Origin of the sequence: Citrobacter sp. CF971 (assembly GCF_006385635.1) — a bacterium.
Lineage (GTDB): Bacteria > Pseudomonadota > Gammaproteobacteria > Enterobacterales > Enterobacteriaceae > Citrobacter > Citrobacter freundii.
This window is the reverse complement of the sequence record NZ_CP041047.1, coordinates 131591-150124: the sequence shown is the minus strand read 5'-3', so window position 1 is coordinate 150124 and position 18534 is coordinate 131591. Positions and strand designations below refer to the sequence as shown.

Sequence of the window (18534 nt, the reverse complement as noted above, 5' to 3'; positions counted from 1 at the left end):
GCGGTTTTGGTTCGTTCGATTCGCAGCATGCGCGCGATTTTTGCACCGTCGCCCGCGCAGGCATATGCAGGCGCGCAAGGTCGGCAAATCGCTGCGGTTAGCAGCCTGTCGGACTTGAACTATAGGTGGACCGAGATTCTTTCTCTGACACCTTTGTGTTTTCATGGTAACGAAATTTGCATCTTTTGGATATGTTTTGGTGCCCAATGTTTTATTTAAACACCACAAAAAGTGGCACTGTTGCAAAGTTAGCGATGAGGCAGCCTTTTGTCTTATTCAAAGGCCTTACATTTCAAAAACTCTGCTTACCAGGCGCATTTCGCCCAGGGGATCACCATAATAAAATGCTGAGGCCTGGCCTTTGCGTAGTGCACGCATCACCTCAATACCTTTGATGGTGCCGTAAGCCGTCTTCATGGATTTAAATCCCAGCGTGGCGCCGATTATCCGTTTCAGTTTGCCATGATCGCATTCAATCACGTTGTTCCGGTACTTAATCTGTCGGTGTTCAACGTCAGACGGGCACCGGCCTTCGCGTTTGAGCAGAGCAAGCGCGCGACCATAGGCGGGCGCTTTATCCGTGTTGATGAATCGCGGGATCTGCCACTTCTTCACGTTGTTGAGGATTTTACCCAGAAACCGGTATGCAGCTTTGCTGTTACGACGGGAGGAGAGATAAAAATCGACAGTGCGGCCCCGGCTGTCGACGGCCCGGTACAGATACGCCCAGCGGCCATTGACCTTCACGTAGGTTTCATCCATGTGCCACGGGCAAAGATCGGAAGGGTTACGCCAGTACCAGCGCAGCCGTTTTTCCATTTCAGGCGCATAACGCTGAACCCAGCGGTAAATCGTGGAGTGATCGACATTCACTCCGCGTTCAGCCAGCATCTCCTGCAGCTCACGGTAACTGATGCCGTATTTGCAGTACCAGCGTACGGCCCACAGAATGATGTCACGCTGAAAATGCCGGCCTTTGAATGGGTTCATGTGCAGCTCCATCAGCAAAAGGGGATGATAAGTTTATCACCACCGACTATTTGCAACAGTGCCGGATAAATCCACTACCCGCAGTCTCATCATTATGAATGAGATATTCACCTCCACAACCTCACACGATGCGATTTTTCTGGGTACCCGGATCATTGAAAAGGTCATCGCGCTGGATGCCATTTGTATCTGCGTGACGTTTATCGATGAACTGACGGCACTGGATACGTCAGTCGTCAGCATGATGAGTACGGTGGAAGAGGATAATGAGGCCTCCCGGACCTATAAAATTATCAGGAAACCTGCTGATGGCGTGGCATGGTCGGTCACCCTGGTGCAGAAATATGGGCTGACCTACGAAAAAATAAAAGCGGGGTTAAACGGATGAAAGCATACCTGATGTATAAACATGATGATTTTATCGTGGATGAATCATTTCCTGCCCACTTTACCCTTCTGACTAAAGACCTTGAGCTGGATGTCCTCTTTCAGGCGCTTTCCGGTGGGGATGATTTTCTGTATTCGGTGGTGAGAAAAGCGTGTTCACAACCATTGACCGAGGTACAGGATATTGAATACCGGCAGGCTATCCTGCGCGATTGTCTCTACAATCCTGAAATTTTCAGGGAATTTTATAAAATTGTGGTGGACTGCCTGTTAATGGAAAAGGAAAAACTCCATTACGGTATTTTCGGGCGATACCCTTCCGCCATTCTTCATCAGTCCATTTCGTTCACCCGTTTTCTGCTGGACAATTTACGTAAGGTCAGGGGAATAGCGGAGAAAAACCTTCTTCATGTCGCCTCACCCGGTATGGAACGCCTGTTTGTCATGATTATGCAGGAGCTGAATGATGAATACCTTGAGGTGATCGAGGAACACCTCAGGCAGATGACATTTAAAAAAGGGGTATTGCTGAGCGCCAGACTGGGGGCGGGAAACCGGGGGGAGGCCTATGTTCTTCGCCAGCCTGCCGCGGAGAGCAGAAACTGGTTCCGGCGTCTGTTTTCCCGCAAACCGGAACATTATACGGTACAGATTGCTCCCCGGGATGAAAATGGGTTCAGGGCACTCAGTGACCTGCAGGATGAAGGACTGGTGTTGGTTGCCAGCGCAATGGCTCAGTCTACAGCACATCTGCTCAATTTCTTTCGCGCGTTGCGTGCTGAGCTGGGTTTCTATATCGCCTGCCTGAATCTTGCTGAGGTGCTGAATCACCGGAATGTGCCACAGTGTTTTCCGGTTCCGATCTACAAAAGGGAGCGCCATCTGGTCTTTGATTCATTATTTGATACCTGTCTGGCGCTGACCTCTCCGGATACTGTCATCAGTAATACCCTGAAAACGGATAATAAAAATACCTTTATTATTACCGGGGCTAACCAGGGTGGAAAATCAACGTTCCTGCGCAGCATTGGCCTGGCTCAGATAATGATGCAGACGGGAATGTTTGTGTCTGCTGAATGTTTCAGTTCCGATATCTGCCGGCAGATTTTTACTCATTATAAATGTGAAGAAGACAGCCATATGGTCAGCGGAAAGCTTGATGAAGAGCTCAGACGCATGCGGGATATCGTTAGCGAACTGAAGCCGGATGATCTGGTGTTGTTTAATGAATCGTTTGCCGCCACCAACAGCCGGGAAGGAGCCGGTATTATCAGGGGGATAGTGACCGCGCTGGCAGAGTGTCATGTGAAGCTGTTTTTCGTCACACACACGTCGGAATTTGCCTGCGCATTTTATCAGGAGTATCACCAGGATACGGTTTATCTGTGCGCGGAGAGGCGTGATGATGGTGAAAGAACGTTCCGCATGACGGAAGGGACACCACTGGATACCAGCTATGGTGAAGACCTCTACCGGGAGGTCTTCACGCCTCCGGCACAACCCGCTGAACGCAGCTGAATGCCCCCACATAGCCCGACAGGCGATAACCGTTCAGGCTATGGCGAACGGTTATAATCTGTGTTCAGCTTTTCGGTGAGTCCTCAACAGGTCTTCTGGCGAAGAGCCATATCTTGATCTGATCGAGCAGAAGGGTGGCCAGCAAAACCAGAGCAAACATGATGACCAGCAGTGTCAGTGAAACCGGCGTCATAAGAAAACCACCGGCAGCCAGTACGGTGGCAATGATGATATTGCCCACCGTGGCCAACACAACAAACCGGCCCGGCCGGAGTGACCAGCAGCGGCCCGGCGTTCGTGAAAGATAAATCGTCATCTGGGCCGTATACATCAGATAGGCGAACATCAGGGCCTGGATTTGTGGGACGGGAAGCTGCAACCTGGTAAGGACGAACCACAGGATAATGAATGCCAGAACCAGCCAGCCTGCGGCCAGGACACCTCCCAGCCTGGCAATTTCACCAACGTTCCATCTTTCCGGTGATGAAGAAATCCATGACCGGTCTGTCGCCAGCGTGATGGTCACCACATCATTGAGAACCACAATCACGGCAATCAGAACCAGCGGTGTGACGAAGAATCCTGTCGCGATATAGCCGATGGTCAGCAGGGCCGCCAGCTCAACGGTCCGGGCTATTTTCGTTATTGTCCAGGTCAGCATACGGCGAAACACACAGCGGCCCCCTGATACGACGGCGGCAACACCGTCTAACCCGGGGTGGGTCAATACCACCTGAGCAGCTGCTTTTGCCACGTCAGACGCTGTTTGTACGGCAATGCCCACTCCGGCTTGTTTCAGTGCCGGCGCATCATTCACACCGTCACCCGTCATGCCGACTATACAGCCCGTTTGTTGCAGGGACTGCACCAGACGGAATTTTTCCTCCGGATAGAAGTTAGCAAAACCATCAAAGTGGAGAGGTGCCTGCAGGTCCCTGGCTGCATCGCCGAAGCGGTCACCGAGTCCTGCCTGGCGGCTGATAACTCTGGCGGTATCAACCGTATCACCGGTGACCATGATTATCCTGATACCCAGTGCCCGGATATCCCTGACGAGGGCTGCGGCATCATCGCGTAGTGTATCGGCTAGTGCCAGCAACCCTCGGATACGGAGATGGCCGTCGGTGCCGGTTGCGACTGCCAGGATCCTGGCGCCGGACGCCGCCATGGCCTGCTGGATCGTGGTGAACTCAGGAGGAGATTCGGCGAGTGATGCAACGACCATCGGTGAACCCAGAATGACGTGAACGGACGATCCGTCATTGTCTGAACACACACGGGCTTCGGAACGTTTCGTGGCAGGATCGAACGGGATGAATTGCTCACGGATGTGCGGCATTCCCCCCCGGCGTCGTAACGCATCCAGAATCGCCATCTCAAGTTGCCCCTGCATCGTTTCGTCGCAGGCTGCGGCAGCCCAGGCCAGTACCTCGTCCTCATTCTCTCCCGGAAGCGCCGTTATGCCGGCAACTGACTGCTGGTTTCTGGTCAGTGTACCGGTTTTGTCGATACACAGCACATCCATGGTTGCCGCTTCCTGTACCGCTGACAGGCCGGTGACAAGTACCCCCTGATTCGCCAGTCGCCGGGCTTCCACTGCATTGGCGACCGTAAAGGCTGCCGGCATTGTCACCGGGACGGTCGCAATAATGAGAACAAGAAAAAAGGGGACGAGGGGCAACAAATCTTCACCGCGCCAGAGTGCAACAACGGCCAGAATGACCGCAAGCACGGCGTCAATGGTCACAAGATAGCGCACAACAGCGAACAGAAGCTGTTCAAGATGGCTGGCAGAGCTGGCCGTTCGTACCAGCTCTGCCGTACGCCCAAAGTAGCTTCGGGTACCGGTGGCGGTGACGGTTCCTGTCGCCTTACCGCGTGTAATCGTCGATCCTGAATAGAGAGTATCACCCTTGTTGTGTGACTCCTGGGTCGACTCCCCGGTCAGGGCTGCCTGGTCAACATCCACGACTCCCTCATCAATCATACAGTCGGCAGGGACCAGGTTCCCCGCCGTTAAGACGATAAAGTCACCGGGGACAAGCCCTCGGGCCGGTATCTGGCGCCAGGTGCCATCACGGCATACACTGGTATTAACTTTCAGCCGACTACGCAGCAGGTCAAGTGCTGACTGTGCCCGCCGTTCCTGAATGCCGCCAAGGACCGCACTGAAAGCGAGCCATCCTGCAATGATGGCGGGTTCAACCGTCTTTCCCAGAGCCACTTCGAGTACCAGCGCAATTTCGAGCATCCAGGGGATGGGGCCCCACAGACGTTTGAGGATCGTACGCAGCTGGCCCGGAGGCTGTTCACGTACTTCGTTATAGCCATATTGCACCAGCCTGGCCTGCACCTCGGCTTCGGAAAGTCCCTTCACGTTATTCTCAGGGGTCATCTCCATACATCCTTCTCCGGAAAAAACTGACCCGGCAGGTCAGGCGTGTTGTTATGCCGATATAATAAAAGTCTGACGGAGACATGGCACCGGTTAAGTGTATGGCGCATATGCCTTTACAACAGTGTCATTACAAAAAAACCGGCTGCAGTCATCAAAAGCGAGCCAGTTACGTGCGTCAGTACGGAAATGACAGCCCATGCATAATTGCCATTCTGAAGTAGAACTACCACCTCAGCTGAAAAAGTGGAAAAGGTGGTCATACCGCCGCATAAGCCGGTGGTAATAAAAAACTTCCAGGCGGGATCGAGGTGAGGCTGCCGGACAAAGAAGGCCAGTGCCATACCGATGATAAATCCGCCAACCAGATTAACCACCAGGGTGCCAGGTGGAAGATTGGGGAAAAGTGCATTGAGACGCATGGACAGTATCCAGCGGATCACACAGCCGATCGAGCCGCCTATCACTACCGCGAATAATGATTTGTACATACCACCTCGCAGAAATCAGGGCACCATCAGACCGTCATTCAAGGGAATAACGTGCGGTGATGGCCCGATTTTCATTCATTTCATACAGTACGGGGATACCCGTCAGGACATGCAGATCGGGAACCTTGTTCTCATCAATCTGCTCAATAAACATGGTTAGCGCACGCAATGCATTAGCATGACTGACCAGCAGCATGGTTTCACCACTGGCAACACGCGGGACAATGACGTGGTGCCAGTAAGGCAGCAGCCTTCGCTGCGTCATTTCCAGACTTTCACCCGCCGGTAGGTCCGTCAGGGACACATGGCGATAACGTGCCTCACGATGAAGTAAAGCAGGCGCATCCAGCAACGGAGGAGGGATGCCACGATAGCTCCTCCGCCAGTGATAAACGATATTCTGGCCAATTTGTTGAGCGGCTTCATCCTTATTCATTCCCTGAAGCGCACCGTAATGGCGTTCATTTAACCGCCATGATTTGTCCACCGGTAACCACAATTGATTCAGCGTTTCCATTATCAGCCAGAGTGAATGAATTGCCCGATTCAGAACGGATGTGCAGGCACCATCAATGATGATCCCCGACCGTTTTATCAGGTTTGCTGCGCGCCGGGCTTCCTCCACTCCTTTCTGCGTCAGCGGAACATCTTCCCATCCGGTAAAACGATTTTGCTGATTCCACTGACTCTCTCCATGGCGGAGTAAAATAATTTTTCCCATAAGCAACTACCTGTCGGTCACCAACAGCGACTGAACCTGAAGGACCTGAACCCGTTCAGTTGTTTGTACTGATTACCTGAATTTACCTGGGCTCCGGTCAAGGAGGTGGCGCATCAGAAGATGGGTGCAGCTCCCGATGAACAGCGCGATTACAACAGCGCTGGTATCATCTGGCAGTACGTTAAAAAAGACATCGGCGATCAGGAAAACCAGACAGGTTGCCAGGATCCCCGTTGCTGTTGACAGTATGAGTATTTTTCCGTTCATAGGATCACCTTACCCCTTCCCGTAGCTAAGCATACGGGAAGGGTGACGGAATCAGCGTTTTTTGAACGCGGTTTTACCGGCAAAGATGGCGGCATCACCTAATTCATCTTCAATACGCATCAGTTGATTATATTTCTCAATGCGTTCCCCGCGGCTGGGAGCGCCGGTTTTCAGATGACCGGCTCGTAGGCCTACGGTCATATCCGCAATGAAGCTGTCCACGGTTTCCCCGCTCCGGTGTGAAATAAAGGTTCCCCAGTTGTTATCCTGACACAACTGAACGGCTTCAATGGTTTCGCTCAGGGTGCCAATCTGGTTAAGTTTGATCAGTGCTGCATTGGCCAGGTTCTCATCGATACCTCGCTGGATATATTTCACATTGGTCACAAAGATATCATCGCCAACCAGCTCAACTTTATCGCCGAGCGTGTGGTGCAGGATCTGCCAGCCTGCCCAGTCATCTTCCGCCAGGCCATCTTCAATCAGGACTATCGGAAAATCCTTCACCAATTGCTCATAGTAGCGGGTCATTTCCTCGGCGCTGAGCCGGGTATTTTCAGTACGCAGGGTATATTTCCCATCGGCGTAGAACTCACTGGAGGCCGGATCCATACAAATAACGATATCCTCACCCGGGCGATATCCCGCCTTGCTAATTGCCTCCACGATAAGCTCCAGCGGCTGGCGATTTGAGGAAACGGCCGGCGCAAAACCGCCTTCATCGCCCACGCCGGTGGATAAACCTTTTTCCAGCAGAACCTGTCGCAGGGCTTGGTAGACCTCACTGCCCCAGCGAATAGCTTCACGTACGGAAGAAGCCCCCCATGGTGCAATCATAAACTCCTGAAAATCAGCGCCCTGCCAGCGGGCATGGACCCCGCCGTTAATGATGTTCATACAGGGAACCGGCAGCAGATTCGCGCCGACGCCACCCAGATAACGGTAGAGCGGGGTAGAGGATAGTTGTGCTGCCAGGCGGGATACTGCCAGCGACACGCCAAGGATCGCATTGGCGCCCAGACGGCCTTTGTTTTCTGTGCCATCAAGGGTTATCAGGCAGTTGTCGATTTCTTTCTGGCGGCGTACATCGTAGCCCTGCAGGGCATCGTTAATTTCGGTATTTATGCAGCGGACCGCATCCTGTACACCTTTACCGCCAAAACGGGTTTTGTCACCATCGCGATGCTCAATGGCTTCACGGGAGCCGGTGCTGGCGCCTGAAGGAATGGAGGCACGAGCCACACAGCCACTCTCAGAAGTCACTTCAACCTCTACGGTCGGGTTACCACGGGAATCCAGAATTTCTCTTGCGACGATATTTTCAATTTTAAAGCTCATAAGTTTGACCTTCTTTTATGGGGTTGGAATGTGTTTAATCAAAACATCAACAGAAAGGTGATTGATAAATTCGAAAGAGTAGGAAGAAAAAACCCCGAACAGGCGGTTTTTATGCCCCAGCATGACCAGATCAATATCTTCGTGCTGAACAACGGCTTCGACGTCCCGGAAACGATGGATACTGACGATGGACCTGACTTTGATATCAATACTGCTGGACTCCACCAGACGGCTCAGCATTGCCTTTGCATCAATAACTTCGTGTGACTGGCGATCTTTAGTTAATGAATCACTGGTATAATCCAGTTCCCGGTAGTCAGCGCTGAGATGGCCGACAGTAATACGGGTGCCCATCTCTTTTGCCAGACGTTCTGCCTGCTCAAGCAACAGCAGACCATCGGTTTCATTCTGTACAAGTAATAAGGCATGCCGGTAAATTTGCATAAATCACCTCTTATAAGAAGCGAAGTGGTCGGTCAGCCAGGGCAGGATTTCTTTCTTCCGGCTTGTCATACCGGGCAGCGACATCTGGAGAGAGCCTGTCAGGCTGCTATCTGAAAAAAGTAAAACGGAGTTCCGGTTGGTGATGTCTGTCACCATCAAAATAACCATGTCCAGCGAACTGTCTTTACAGGTTTTATCCATTTCCTGCAGCAGCGCGGGCAACAGGGGAGTAATATCAGCCATGTCGCGTACCTCAATTTGTGACAACAACAGCGGCACATCATGGATCCGGTAATTTTTGGCGTCACGATTGAGTAATACCGATGTGGATTGCCCGGTTATATCTGTTTTGGCACGCAGTAGCCCTGTCACAAACTGGTCATAATCGATACCGGCGATTTCACGCAAAACTGCCACGGCTTCCTGATCCTGAGTGGTGGTGGTGGGGCCAGTCAGCGCAACGGTATCACTGAGGATCGCCCCCATCAGCAACACTGCCTGAGATGCCGTAATCGGCATCGGAATGTCATGCATCAGAATTGAGAGAATTACGGTTCCGCAGCATCCTACCGCCCGCACCCAGACATCCGGTGGATTGCGGGTAATGAGGGTGCCAATACGATGATGGTCAATGATGCCGATGACGTTGCTGTCCATCAACGAGGATGGTCCCTGCTCCGCATCCGTAAAATCAACCAGCCATACGGTTTTATCAGTCAAGTCGGCGGTGAGTAAATCAGGTTGTGAAACACCCGCGACATTGAGGATGTAACGGGTTTCCGGGGTGATATCCCCCAGGCGCCAGGGCGTTGCGGGACGACCAGTGTAATTAAGCCAGTCAGCCACAACCAGCGCGCTGCAGATAGCATCGCTGTCAGGATTTCGATGACCGAAGACATGGATTGGATTATCTCTTTGAAAAGAGAGAGATTCTGAGGTAAGCGGTAATGTGGTTTGATTTTTCATAGCGATACCTGACATACATGCCTATAAAAGGACTAATTCAACTGTATATCAGGCGTCATCATCCGGTTTTTAAAGAAACCGGCGGTTGGGTAAGGTGGAGCACCATCACCTTGTTGATCAATCTTATATGGACCGTTGCAATAAATCAATATCAATTATTGTTCTCTGTTGTGTAGGTTATTCCTTACGCGCGGTGTCATCCTATCCCTCCAGGGCTTCAGCGAGAATGAACGGTGAGAATCTGGGGGGATCTGCCAGCCATCATGGATTTTTCTTAAGTGAATATTAAGAATCAGGCAGTATTATGCTTCTTTTTTCTGGGTAATTAACATTTATGCTGAATGAAATTGAAACTCTGAACAGAAAAATTTTCCTTGCTATGAACGCTAAGCCTGGAACGCCTGATTCAGCTCTGGTTATTGCGAATTTTTTTGCGAATACCCTTATTTATGCCATACCATTTATTATTATTTTTTTATGGTTTGCCGGTAAAGAAAAAGGAAAGATACTGGCGCTTCGCTCAACGTTAACAATGGTCATTGGTGTAGTGTTGAGCCTGATTATTGGAACCTTCTGGCCGCATCCAAGACCATTTATGGTTCCGCTGGGCTATGTCTGGTTTTCGCATACGGCAGATTACTCATTCCCGAGTGATCATATGACCATTTTTGTGTGTTTTGCGCTTGCGCTGATCAGCGCAAAGGCAGTACGTACCGGCCTGGTGGTGTTGGGCATTAGTATTCTGGTCGCCTGGTCACGTATTTATCTTGGCGTACATTTTCCTCTCGATATGATAGGAGGTGTCATCACGGGGATGGTGTCTAATGCTCTTTTCTGCCGGTTATGGAAATATAAAGGTGAATATGTATTCTCTTTTTTTAAAACAATCAGCTTAAAATTATTCAAAATTTAATGATGGGTGGGAGATGGCAGTGGCAATATTTAAAAACTGTCATCTTCATTTCCTGTATCTTGGTCTGTCTATCCTGAATAATATTTCACTGGCAGACAATCTGCGGAACACTCCATTTTCCGGCGATCCGTTACGGTTTTGCGAATGAGGGGAGGCTAATTCCGCAGGCGAAGCAGGAAAAATCATGGTCAACGTTGGGCAGAACAGGTATAGTGCCCGGCGGAGATGGCGTTCCTCCTTATAACCACTGTTTTCTGACAGTTAATGACGCCTACAGAACACTGACCTTTGTCGGTACTGTAGGCTATTTTCTGCACTCCCCATTGGTCAGCCCTGAAACTCACGAGCCAGGACCAATGAAACGACTAAAACACCACGATCAAATTGAATTATTTTCCTATATAGGGGCATGGTTAGTTACTGCGAGTCTTATCGCATTACTGGCAGGTACTGCATCCGCGGTATTTCTGCTCTCACTCGATAATGCCACAGCATGGCGGGAATCCCATTCCTGGATGATATGGTTGCTTCCACTGGCAGGTCTCCTGGTCGGACTGGTTTACAGCTGGTATGGCGAGCCCGTCAACGCTGGCAATAACCTGATTATCGATGAGATACACGATCCGAGAAAGGTGGTTCCGATAAGGATGGTGCCACTGGTTCTGGGCGGTACCCTCATGTCGCATCTGTTTGGCGCTTCGGTAGGGCGCGAAGGGACGGCGGTTCAGATGGGGGGAGCCCTGGCCGATCAGTTGACGCATATGTTTAAAGTGAAGAAAGACGCTCGTCGGATACTGCTGATGGCTGGGATGAGCGCGGGCTTTTCGTCAGTATTCGGTACCCCGATGGCCGGTGCTATCTTTGGGATGGAAGTACTGGCAATAGGGCGAATTCGTTATGACGCGCTGTTCCCCTGTCTGGTTGCCGCAGTGCTTGCCGATCAGGTCTGTCTGGCATGGGGGGTACATCACACACATTACCGCATCGATTTCATCCCGGCATTTACTATATGGAGTTTCCTGTCCGTTGTGATAGCGGGTGCCGTATTCGGGCTGGCAGGAATGGTATTCTCTGTCGCGACCGGAAAGGCTAGTGGGATCGTTAAACGTTACATTAAATATGCTCCTTTGCGTCCTTTTTTCGGAGGGATACTGATTGCTGCCGCCGTCTGGTTTATCGGTACTGACCGTTATATTGGTCTCGGTATTCCGGAAATTGTCCGAGCCTTTAAAGAACCGCTATATCCGATGGATTTTATGGGAAAAATGAGCTTTACCATCGTTTCTCTGGCGACAGGATTTAAAGGTGGTGAGGTCACACCTCTGTTTTACATTGGTGCCACTCTGGGGAATGCTCTCGCTCCTCTTCTGCACATGCCATTTGCTTTTATGGCCGGGATAGGTTTTGTAGCTGTGTTTGCCGGTGCGGCAAATACCCCGCTTGCGACAACCTTTATGGCGATGGAACTGTTCGGTACCGAAATGGCGGTATTTTCTGCCGTCGGCTGCTTTACGGCATATCTTTTTTCAGGACATACCGGGATTTATCATGCCCAGCGAGTCGGTCATGCCAAAAGCCGCCGATACCGTACACTTGTTCCGTCTGAGCTACGCATTTCTGAAATTTCTGCTGTTCGCAGGAAGAAATCTTTCGCGTTATCAAGTGAAGAAAATGAAATAAAAATCCAACCGAAAAAAGACAAAGAAGTCACAATGGAGAGTTCTAAATGAGTGCAGATGCAGTCCAGACTTTAGCCGCTTTAAGATTATATTTTCCAGTCGCATCTAAAGCCAGTGCCAGACGTTTTTGGCACAGATTACTAGCTCCCCAACTGGCGCAGCATCTTCTTTCCGTGGCGAAGAAATCAGACATTAAAGCAGCGACATTACATCATGTCACCTCCGGTTATCTTCCCGGAAAACGATTATCTCACCATCATCCTGAGTTAACCAATATGACACATCCCCAGTGTCTCGAGCTACTGGACTCGGAAGAAAATCTGAGAGCTTTTCTTCATGAAAATATGGAAGAGTTAAAAAAGGTATATGCCGTACTATTAAAATGTGAAGAGCCTCATGCTCACCATATTTCCCTTCATGCACCTGAGTTTGCCTGAATACAGGAAAGTAGTCATGATAAAATATCCGGGGAGAGAACCCCGGATATCATGTTGTAATAAAATAACAGTTTAATTTTTCGACTAGTCATCGCAAGATTTCTCCGATTTCATTCAGAACGCCATGACTCGACGAGAGCCGTTGGGAGATGTTAAGTTGTGTGAGTATGAACATGCTGCATCTGAACCGCACCCAGCACACCTTCACCGCCCAAACGCGACTCTGAGGTGTAAATAACGCAATAAAAATTATAACTTAGTACGATTTTGACTTTAATAATTCCATAAGTCGTTTAATTATAAACCATTATTATCTCTACAAGTCTTCGAGCGTGCTTATGAAAGAGATCTGTTCCGCAGATTCGTCAACATTTAAACATGTGCGTTTTGTTCTCACAGACATGGATGAAACGCTGACTTACAAGGGGCGCCTTGCGGCTGAAACCTATATGGCGTTGGAACGGTTGCAGAACGCGGGAGTCAAAGTGATACCGGTCACAGCCGCGCCAGCCGGCTGGTGCGACCAGATGGCACGGATGTGGCCAGTTGATGGTGTCATTGGTGAAAATGGCGGTGTGTTTTTCAGGAGGCAAAATGACGGTCATGGCATTGAGCGTTTCTTCTGGCACGGCACAGAAAAATATCCTGACGTCGCTGAGCGCCTGACGCAAATTGGGGAACAGATAAAAAGGGAAATTCCTGCCGCTCATTTTGCCGACGATCAACCTTTCAGGATGACGTCCATTGCCTTTGCTAAACCGCCAGAAGCCCATCAGTGTTCATTAATACTTAACGCATTGACGCAAGCAGGTGCGACAACCACCGTAAACAATCTCTGGATTCTTGGTTGGTCTGGAGAGTATGACAAGTTATCTATGGCCCGACGAGTGCTCAGGGATTATTACGATCTCGACATTGATGCCGAACGTTCTGCCGTATTGTATAGCGGCGACTCGACGAATGATGCGCCGATGTTTTCATTCTTTGAACATACGGTGGGAGTGAGCACGGTATCAGATTTCCTTGATCAAATCCCGAAACCTCCACAGTGGATCACCCGTGGCCCGGGAGGTGCTGGTTTTGTGGAAATTGCAGATGCGGTAATTGCCGCCAGATAATGAGAAACGCAGGTCCCGTCGGCTTATCCAGTCACAGTGACAGTGGCCGGGTTTTTAATGCGTGTGCTTCTCTGCTATAAAAGATTTTTTTAACAGAAAGTTGAAATCACTTTAAGAGAACTTCATGAACTAACAGGAAATGCGCCTCTTTTAAATATATTCTGACAGCTTACTCTGCTTCAGTTCATGGACCTTTTCCAAACTAATAAAAGGTTGTAAAAAGCGTTATAGCGTCATTGGGGTAAGGTGTATTGACATCACAGGGCAAGCGCGATACGGTAAAAGGGTTAGGCTACTACCCAACCTCAAGGGGGTCAGACGACTCCGGGTCCAATACATGGCACTTTTTATGTGTCAGGACTTTGTCTACTTGAGGAAAAACCATGAACTCACCATCGTCATTCGCGTCGCAGAAATTCGACCGTAAACTTGCTCGCACGGCCATCGGCCGCATTAAATCAAGTCTCAAAAAATTTGACTCTGTAGCCGATATCAACACATTTCGGCAAGGTTACCATGATGCGTACCATGTCCAAGGGCAACAGTCGGGTGAAACGGATTTGTTGACTGCCATGCTGGGCGTCGAAAAGCTCAATGATATACCGGCACTTGCCCTTGTCGTCGATGAAGGTTTGTCCTGGAACCAGGTTATTGATCGCCGTAAGGCTATGGCTGACCGCCTGTCTGCATTTATCAATCACCATGCAGCGAAAGCACATTTCCGGGTGCCGGATAATCTTTATGTTCAGTGTGTGAACCTAATCGAGTTAGTGCAGCCCCTGGCGATTGTAGAAGACAAGTATGAATCAAATTATCAGGAGATGGTTCAGGCCAAAGATGAAGGCCGCCTGATTGAGGAATTCCACCATGTGTTTGATCATTTAGTTGGGTCTGAGAATCCTGAGCAAAAACATGTGTACCGAGCTATCGCTTTACACTTCCTGGCCCAGGAAGACAGCCTTATGACCAAAGTTCGTTCTTCACCTGCCTGGGAGTTGCTCATTCTTGAGGTTGGCACCATTGCTACACGCTGGATTAACACCGGAGAGCCCATTAAAACCTGGCGGGGCATCATGGCACTCTCGGGAATGTTTCGGCTTGGAGAGATATACGCTGGCCATCAGCTAGCACAATCACTTTTCTATAAGGCTGATACGACCCGGATTGATAAGCAGCTGGCGTTAGAGGTGATTGAGATGACCTTTGAACAATATCGACAGCGTCGGGCCCAGGTGCCAGTATTTGCGCATGGTGATTCCGAAACCGATCTCTATCGCAATTACAACACAATCGTGGTAGAGGCTATTCGTAACAGTGATGATCCGGTGGAAGTGGATCGACTAACGCGTAATTTGGTGACCATACAGCTTGAGGGCGCTGAAAAGCGCATGGAAGGCTTTGCAGCCTGCGCACTGTGCATCCTGACCCCGGATTTTTTGCCGCTGCACGGTGTTGATCCCGAAAACGAGCGCCTACACGAGCTACGCCATAAAATTTCTGCCTTCCCAGATACTGAAGCCTGGTGCTGTGAGCTGGCAACGACCCCCCAAATTAAATCCCTTAAGGCGCGGTTTAAGTAAGCCGTGTTGATTTCCCTCCGGTCAGTTACTGACCGGGCTTATTTATGCATCCCAAAATTAGAGGAAGAGAGAATGACAATTCAAACTTGCCCAGTATGCCATGGCCGAGACGGCCTATTCGAGGTTACCTGCCCGGAGTGCGATGGATCGGGTTACAGTCCTGAAGAAGACAAACCCTTTGCACAATGCCACACCTGTTATGGTGATGGTACAACTGAAACGTCAATCTGCCCCCACTGCGGTGGTGTGGGCGAAGTTGACGATGAAGAAGAAGACGAATATGAAGAGGAAGATGATGATGAAGAGGACTGGGACGAGGAGAAGGACTAACGCCCGCATTCCTAAGACGCTCACCCACTCGTTAACACGGCGTTTAGGGTTAAATCAAGGTCTCTAGAGCAGGCGTAAGACTGGTGCATAAGTGCATCAACTTATCACATAGAAATACCAGTTCATATATGTTGGTAATAAAGTACAAGGCTACTCGGAAACGGGTGGCCTTGACCGATACTCGAATTTATGCCCGTGCGCTTGAGGACACCGTACTTGAGGACGCAATTCAGCAGGCGGCGAACCGGTTTTATCTCGCCGATACGCGTTATGCTGCGCACTATGAACCGGGCGGTGATGAGTATATTTCCGGAGCGCTGACCGAAGCGTTGTTGCCTTGATGCATCCGGCAGGTCACCATGTCTCATCGCAATCACATAGCTAGGCCCATCAAGTTTTAGGGGTTGTCTGATTGCCTTCTTGAACAATCCATGAAATTTGGTAGCATTTGATACATCAATACCTTATCGGAACTTATGACTCTGATGGCGGTAGCATTGTTAAGTTTACCGAGGTCTACATCAGGAGTATCGGCAGGATAAGAAGGTTAATATAGTATATTAAAGTGGGATTACAAAGAAATTCACCACTATGCTTGTTCATGCTATTCTCTGCAAGTCGAATAATTACAGCCCATAAAATTTATAATAAGGAGTACGTGGTTATCATGAACGAAGATGAGAACGAAAGTTTCAATAGATGGAGTTGTCTTGATCCAAATACAAATTCTTATCGAGTTTTTAACAAACACCATTGTGAAATAAATAATTATATTTGGAGCTTTGTACCATTACAAAGCTTTGGGGAGTATTTAGTAAGGCATGATAAAGCTGATAAAACTATTCATGATATATTTCATGTGTCCGGGATAGACTCTAGAAGAGTAGAGAAAAGTAAAGCACTTTGGATGAAAAACTTCAAGAGCTTCCAGAATTTATGCTATATAAATGCTTTAACCTCAATCCTTTCATATTTGGAATTTTATATAAAAAGGATTGGCACAATTTCCTTGTTATCAGACCCAGGTGTCATGATTGGAGAATCTAGGGCAGTTGATGGGACGAAGTTAATTAAAAACACCAAAGCAGTGAACACTGAAAAAATAATAACCTCCCTTGTGAAGGGTACTTGGTATGATAGGGCTAGGAATTTCGAATTGGTATTTTTGGAATTACCATCCTCAATTCGTGATAACATTGAAACATTGGAGAAAATCAGAAAAATAAGAAATCGAGCGGCGCATTCATTCAGCAGAATGGATAATGGCGTCTTTGTTGATCGAGTGGAAGATAAATTCCATGACAAGGTTGAGTTGGAATCATTGAAGAAATACATGTCACTAATTAGCGATATAGCAGTAGATATAGATAAACAGCTCTTAAGAAATAACATTGGAGAATTTGAATCAATATATATCTATCACAGCAACCAAGACAAATTTCGAGGGTTCAATAATGAAAAAGCTCGACAATTTGGTACTTTGTTAAACAGCAGCTATGTTGGTAACATCCGAAGCAAGAAATTTTGCAAGCAATTAATTGACTATTATAGCGGCTTGTAGATAGTTGACCACGACAGAACCTTCCTTCCATCATCTCACAAGTCGCATGAATGAACAGCATTCACTATCTTAGTTGCCCCGGTATGTGGGGCGGTGTTGTCGATATTTATAATCATTTCGAATTTTTCCCGCAATGGTTCAAGTATTTCTGGATAGGTGTCACCTATTTGCACAGCAATGCATCTTTGTGCTTTTCTGATTTTTTCATTTGTCCTTCCGGGACAGATGCTTCCGATTCTACAGAGCAAAAAACGATGCTTCAGTTTAACCCGCGCAGAAATAACAGGGAAACACACTGAGATACTGTTAATGTTGACTGAATAAAAGATGTATAAAATTTGTATCAGTATAACGAAGCCGGTAAGCATAGCGATAGTGTTGCATGACGAAGAGAAGGGGGCATCGGCACCACCTCCGTTCAGGCAGCGTAGATCATGCCGGAATTATGTTTCTGAATGGGGCAGGATTTCAGGTCAGGGTCACTGGAAAAGCAAATCCGGGCCTCGGAACTGATAGTGGAGCGCAAGGAAGTTGTCAGCGACGAAGAACGATGTTATCGCTGAACAGACTTTAAGCCAACGCTTGAAAGTATACTTTTTTTCCATTACCCTGATCGGCTGCCATTTTTCAGGTAAGCATAACTCTGATAGTATAGAGGTCTCAATGCCGAGCATAAGAAAGCATCGCTCTTTTATCTCTCTTTCGCGTCGAAAACGTCGGCAAAAAGTGATTCAGCTGAAAAATCGTCTCCGGAATACTCGTCATATCTATGGTGGCATCTTCTACGATGAATGCGATATAGATCAATATTATAACAGCAAAGATTATATCTGGAACTGGAGCGATATCTATTTTTTAGGTCTCCAGCCTGACGTATTATGGAATGCTGAAATCATTACCACGCAGACCGCTTTTAATGATGTAGTTGGTTCATTAGCCTTTGAAGAAGCCTACAGTTTGTTGAATACACATCAGCGTGAAGAAGAATTTAGGCTAGATACCATGCAACGCGATAGTCCAAGGCATCTTACTCGCTATGCAATATTCAATGGATTAACTTTTTCTGAGTATCTTTCGAAGCGAGAACAAGAAATAGCGCTTAATACTCCCATACAAATTTACAGTGAGTACCGTTACTTACCTGGCTATTCCTACGGAATCGGCCTTAAAATGATTGTTGATGCGCCAGCTTTGAACGTGGATGTCATAGAGGCTGTTATCAGAGATTTTCGCCGTCGTGGTGAATCCGAATGGCAATCAAATGTAGTTATTTCGACTCCCTCACAGTTATAGATTGAAAGAAATTGAAGGAATGGTCTATGAGTGAAATAACACTTTGAATCGCCACGGATGCTTTGGATGCTTCTGAGCCATTGCGGACTGATTCCGCTCAGGTAAA

At 48.6% G+C, this 18534-nt stretch carries 18 protein-coding genes, 1 pseudogene and 2 riboswitches; of the genes and pseudogenes, 12 read left to right on the top strand and 7 right to left on the bottom strand.

Features of this window, described 5'->3' with window-relative positions; genetic code table 11:
- Positions 1–285: 285 nt before the first annotated feature.
- A complete protein-coding gene (locus E6P06_RS00955; protein WP_059331711.1) occupies positions 286–990 on the bottom strand; it encodes an IS6-like element IS26 family transposase in 705 nt (234 codons plus the stop codon).
- Between the two features lie 94 nt (positions 991–1084).
- Between E6P06_RS00955 and E6P06_RS00950 the strand changes: the two genes are divergently transcribed.
- Entirely contained in the window at positions 1085–1378 is a 294-nt protein-coding gene (locus tag E6P06_RS00950) for a hypothetical protein (RefSeq protein ID WP_246862879.1), read from the top strand.
- Entirely contained in the window at positions 1375–2895 is a 1521-nt protein-coding gene (locus E6P06_RS00945; protein WP_008786683.1) for a DNA mismatch repair protein MutS, read from the top strand. The genes E6P06_RS00950 and E6P06_RS00945 overlap by 4 nt, the downstream gene beginning before the upstream one ends.
- Positions 2896–2959: 64 nt before the next feature.
- On the opposite strand, the gene E6P06_RS00940 is transcribed toward E6P06_RS00945, so the two are convergent.
- The 3 genes from E6P06_RS00940 to E6P06_RS00930 all read right to left on the bottom strand — a co-directional run bounded on the left by E6P06_RS00940 (position 2960) and on the right by E6P06_RS00930 (position 6502).
- On the bottom strand, positions 2960–5296 hold the full coding sequence (locus E6P06_RS00940; RefSeq protein WP_008786684.1) for an HAD-IC family P-type ATPase: 2337 nt from the start codon (positions 5294–5296) through the stop codon (positions 2960–2962).
- A 110-nt stretch (positions 5297–5406) separates the two neighbouring features.
- Positions 5407–5781 carry a fluoride efflux transporter CrcB gene (crcB, locus tag E6P06_RS00935; protein ID WP_008786685.1) on the bottom strand — a complete coding sequence of 125 codons (375 nt, stop codon included), beginning with the start codon at positions 5779–5781 and terminating at the stop codon, positions 5407–5409.
- Between the two features lie 34 nt (positions 5782–5815).
- Complete coding sequence (locus tag E6P06_RS00930; RefSeq protein WP_020996179.1) at positions 5816–6502, bottom strand: 2,3-diphosphoglycerate-dependent phosphoglycerate mutase; 687 nt, start codon at positions 6500–6502, stop codon at positions 5816–5818.
- A 105-nt stretch (positions 6503–6607) separates the two neighbouring features.
- Between E6P06_RS00930 and E6P06_RS27530 the strand changes: the two genes are divergently transcribed.
- Positions 6608–6745, top strand: coding sequence for a hypothetical protein (locus E6P06_RS27530; RefSeq protein ID WP_159060712.1), 138 nt, complete (start codon positions 6608–6610; stop codon positions 6743–6745).
- Between the two features lie 75 nt (positions 6746–6820).
- Here E6P06_RS27530 and eno read toward each other — a convergent pair whose 3' ends face one another.
- Genes eno through E6P06_RS00915 form a run of 3 tightly spaced genes read right to left on the bottom strand, consistent with a single transcriptional unit; the run spans position 6821 to position 9517 of the window.
- Complete coding sequence (gene eno / locus E6P06_RS00925; RefSeq protein ID WP_008786687.1) at positions 6821–8107, bottom strand: phosphopyruvate hydratase; 1287 nt, start codon at positions 8105–8107, stop codon at positions 6821–6823.
- Between the two features lie 15 nt (positions 8108–8122).
- Complete coding sequence (locus E6P06_RS00920; RefSeq protein WP_008786688.1) at positions 8123–8551, bottom strand: universal stress protein; 429 nt, start codon at positions 8549–8551, stop codon at positions 8123–8125.
- Between the two features lie 3 nt (positions 8552–8554).
- Positions 8555–9517 carry a DHHA2 domain-containing protein gene (locus tag E6P06_RS00915; protein WP_008786689.1) on the bottom strand — a complete coding sequence of 321 codons (963 nt, stop codon included), beginning with the start codon at positions 9515–9517 and terminating at the stop codon, positions 8555–8557.
- A gap of 42 nt (positions 9518–9559) precedes the next feature.
- Positions 9560–9636, bottom strand: a riboswitch (Fluoride riboswitch).
- 215 nt (positions 9637–9851) lie between these two features.
- Here E6P06_RS00915 and E6P06_RS00910 point away from each other — a divergent pair.
- The 9 genes and pseudogenes from E6P06_RS00910 (at position 9852) to E6P06_RS00870 (ending at position 18428) form a co-directional block, all read left to right on the top strand.
- On the top strand, positions 9852–10430 hold the full coding sequence (locus tag E6P06_RS00910) for a phosphatase PAP2 family protein (RefSeq protein WP_008786690.1): 579 nt from the start codon (positions 9852–9854) through the stop codon (positions 10428–10430).
- 212 nt (positions 10431–10642) lie between these two features.
- Positions 10643–10711, top strand: a riboswitch (Fluoride riboswitch).
- A 75-nt stretch (positions 10712–10786) separates the two neighbouring features.
- Positions 10787–12160, top strand: a complete 1374-nt coding sequence (locus E6P06_RS00905) for a voltage-gated chloride channel family protein (protein ID WP_008786691.1) — start codon at positions 10787–10789, stop codon at positions 12158–12160.
- Positions 12157–12546 (top strand): DUF190 domain-containing protein, encoded by a 390-nt coding sequence (locus tag E6P06_RS00900; RefSeq protein ID WP_008786692.1) that lies wholly within the window; start codon positions 12157–12159, stop codon positions 12544–12546. Before E6P06_RS00905 ends, E6P06_RS00900 begins: the two co-directional genes overlap by 4 nt.
- Before the next feature lie 338 nt (positions 12547–12884).
- Positions 12885–13664: an HAD-IIB family hydrolase gene (locus E6P06_RS00895; protein WP_020996177.1), complete on the top strand. Its 780-nt coding sequence runs from the start codon at positions 12885–12887 to the stop codon at positions 13662–13664.
- Between the two features lie 383 nt (positions 13665–14047).
- Positions 14048–15244 (top strand): hypothetical protein, encoded by a 1197-nt coding sequence (locus E6P06_RS00890; RefSeq protein ID WP_008786694.1) that lies wholly within the window; start codon positions 14048–14050, stop codon positions 15242–15244.
- A 72-nt stretch (positions 15245–15316) separates the two neighbouring features.
- The gene (locus E6P06_RS00885; protein WP_008786695.1) at positions 15317–15574 is read left to right on the top strand and encodes a molecular chaperone DnaJ; all 258 of its coding nucleotides are present in this window, start codon (positions 15317–15319) and stop codon (positions 15572–15574) included.
- Positions 15575–15762: 188 nt separating this feature from the next.
- Positions 15763–15909, top strand: a pseudogene (locus E6P06_RS00880) (DUF2891 family protein); the annotation flags it as partial.
- A gap of 332 nt (positions 15910–16241) precedes the next feature.
- The gene (locus tag E6P06_RS00875) at positions 16242–17135 is read left to right on the top strand and encodes a hypothetical protein (protein ID WP_020996176.1); all 894 of its coding nucleotides are present in this window, start codon (positions 16242–16244) and stop codon (positions 17133–17135) included.
- 531 nt (positions 17136–17666) lie between these two features.
- Positions 17667–18428 (top strand): hypothetical protein, encoded by a 762-nt coding sequence (locus E6P06_RS00870; RefSeq protein ID WP_008786697.1) that lies wholly within the window; start codon positions 17667–17669, stop codon positions 18426–18428.
- Positions 18429–18534 lie beyond the last annotated feature (106 nt).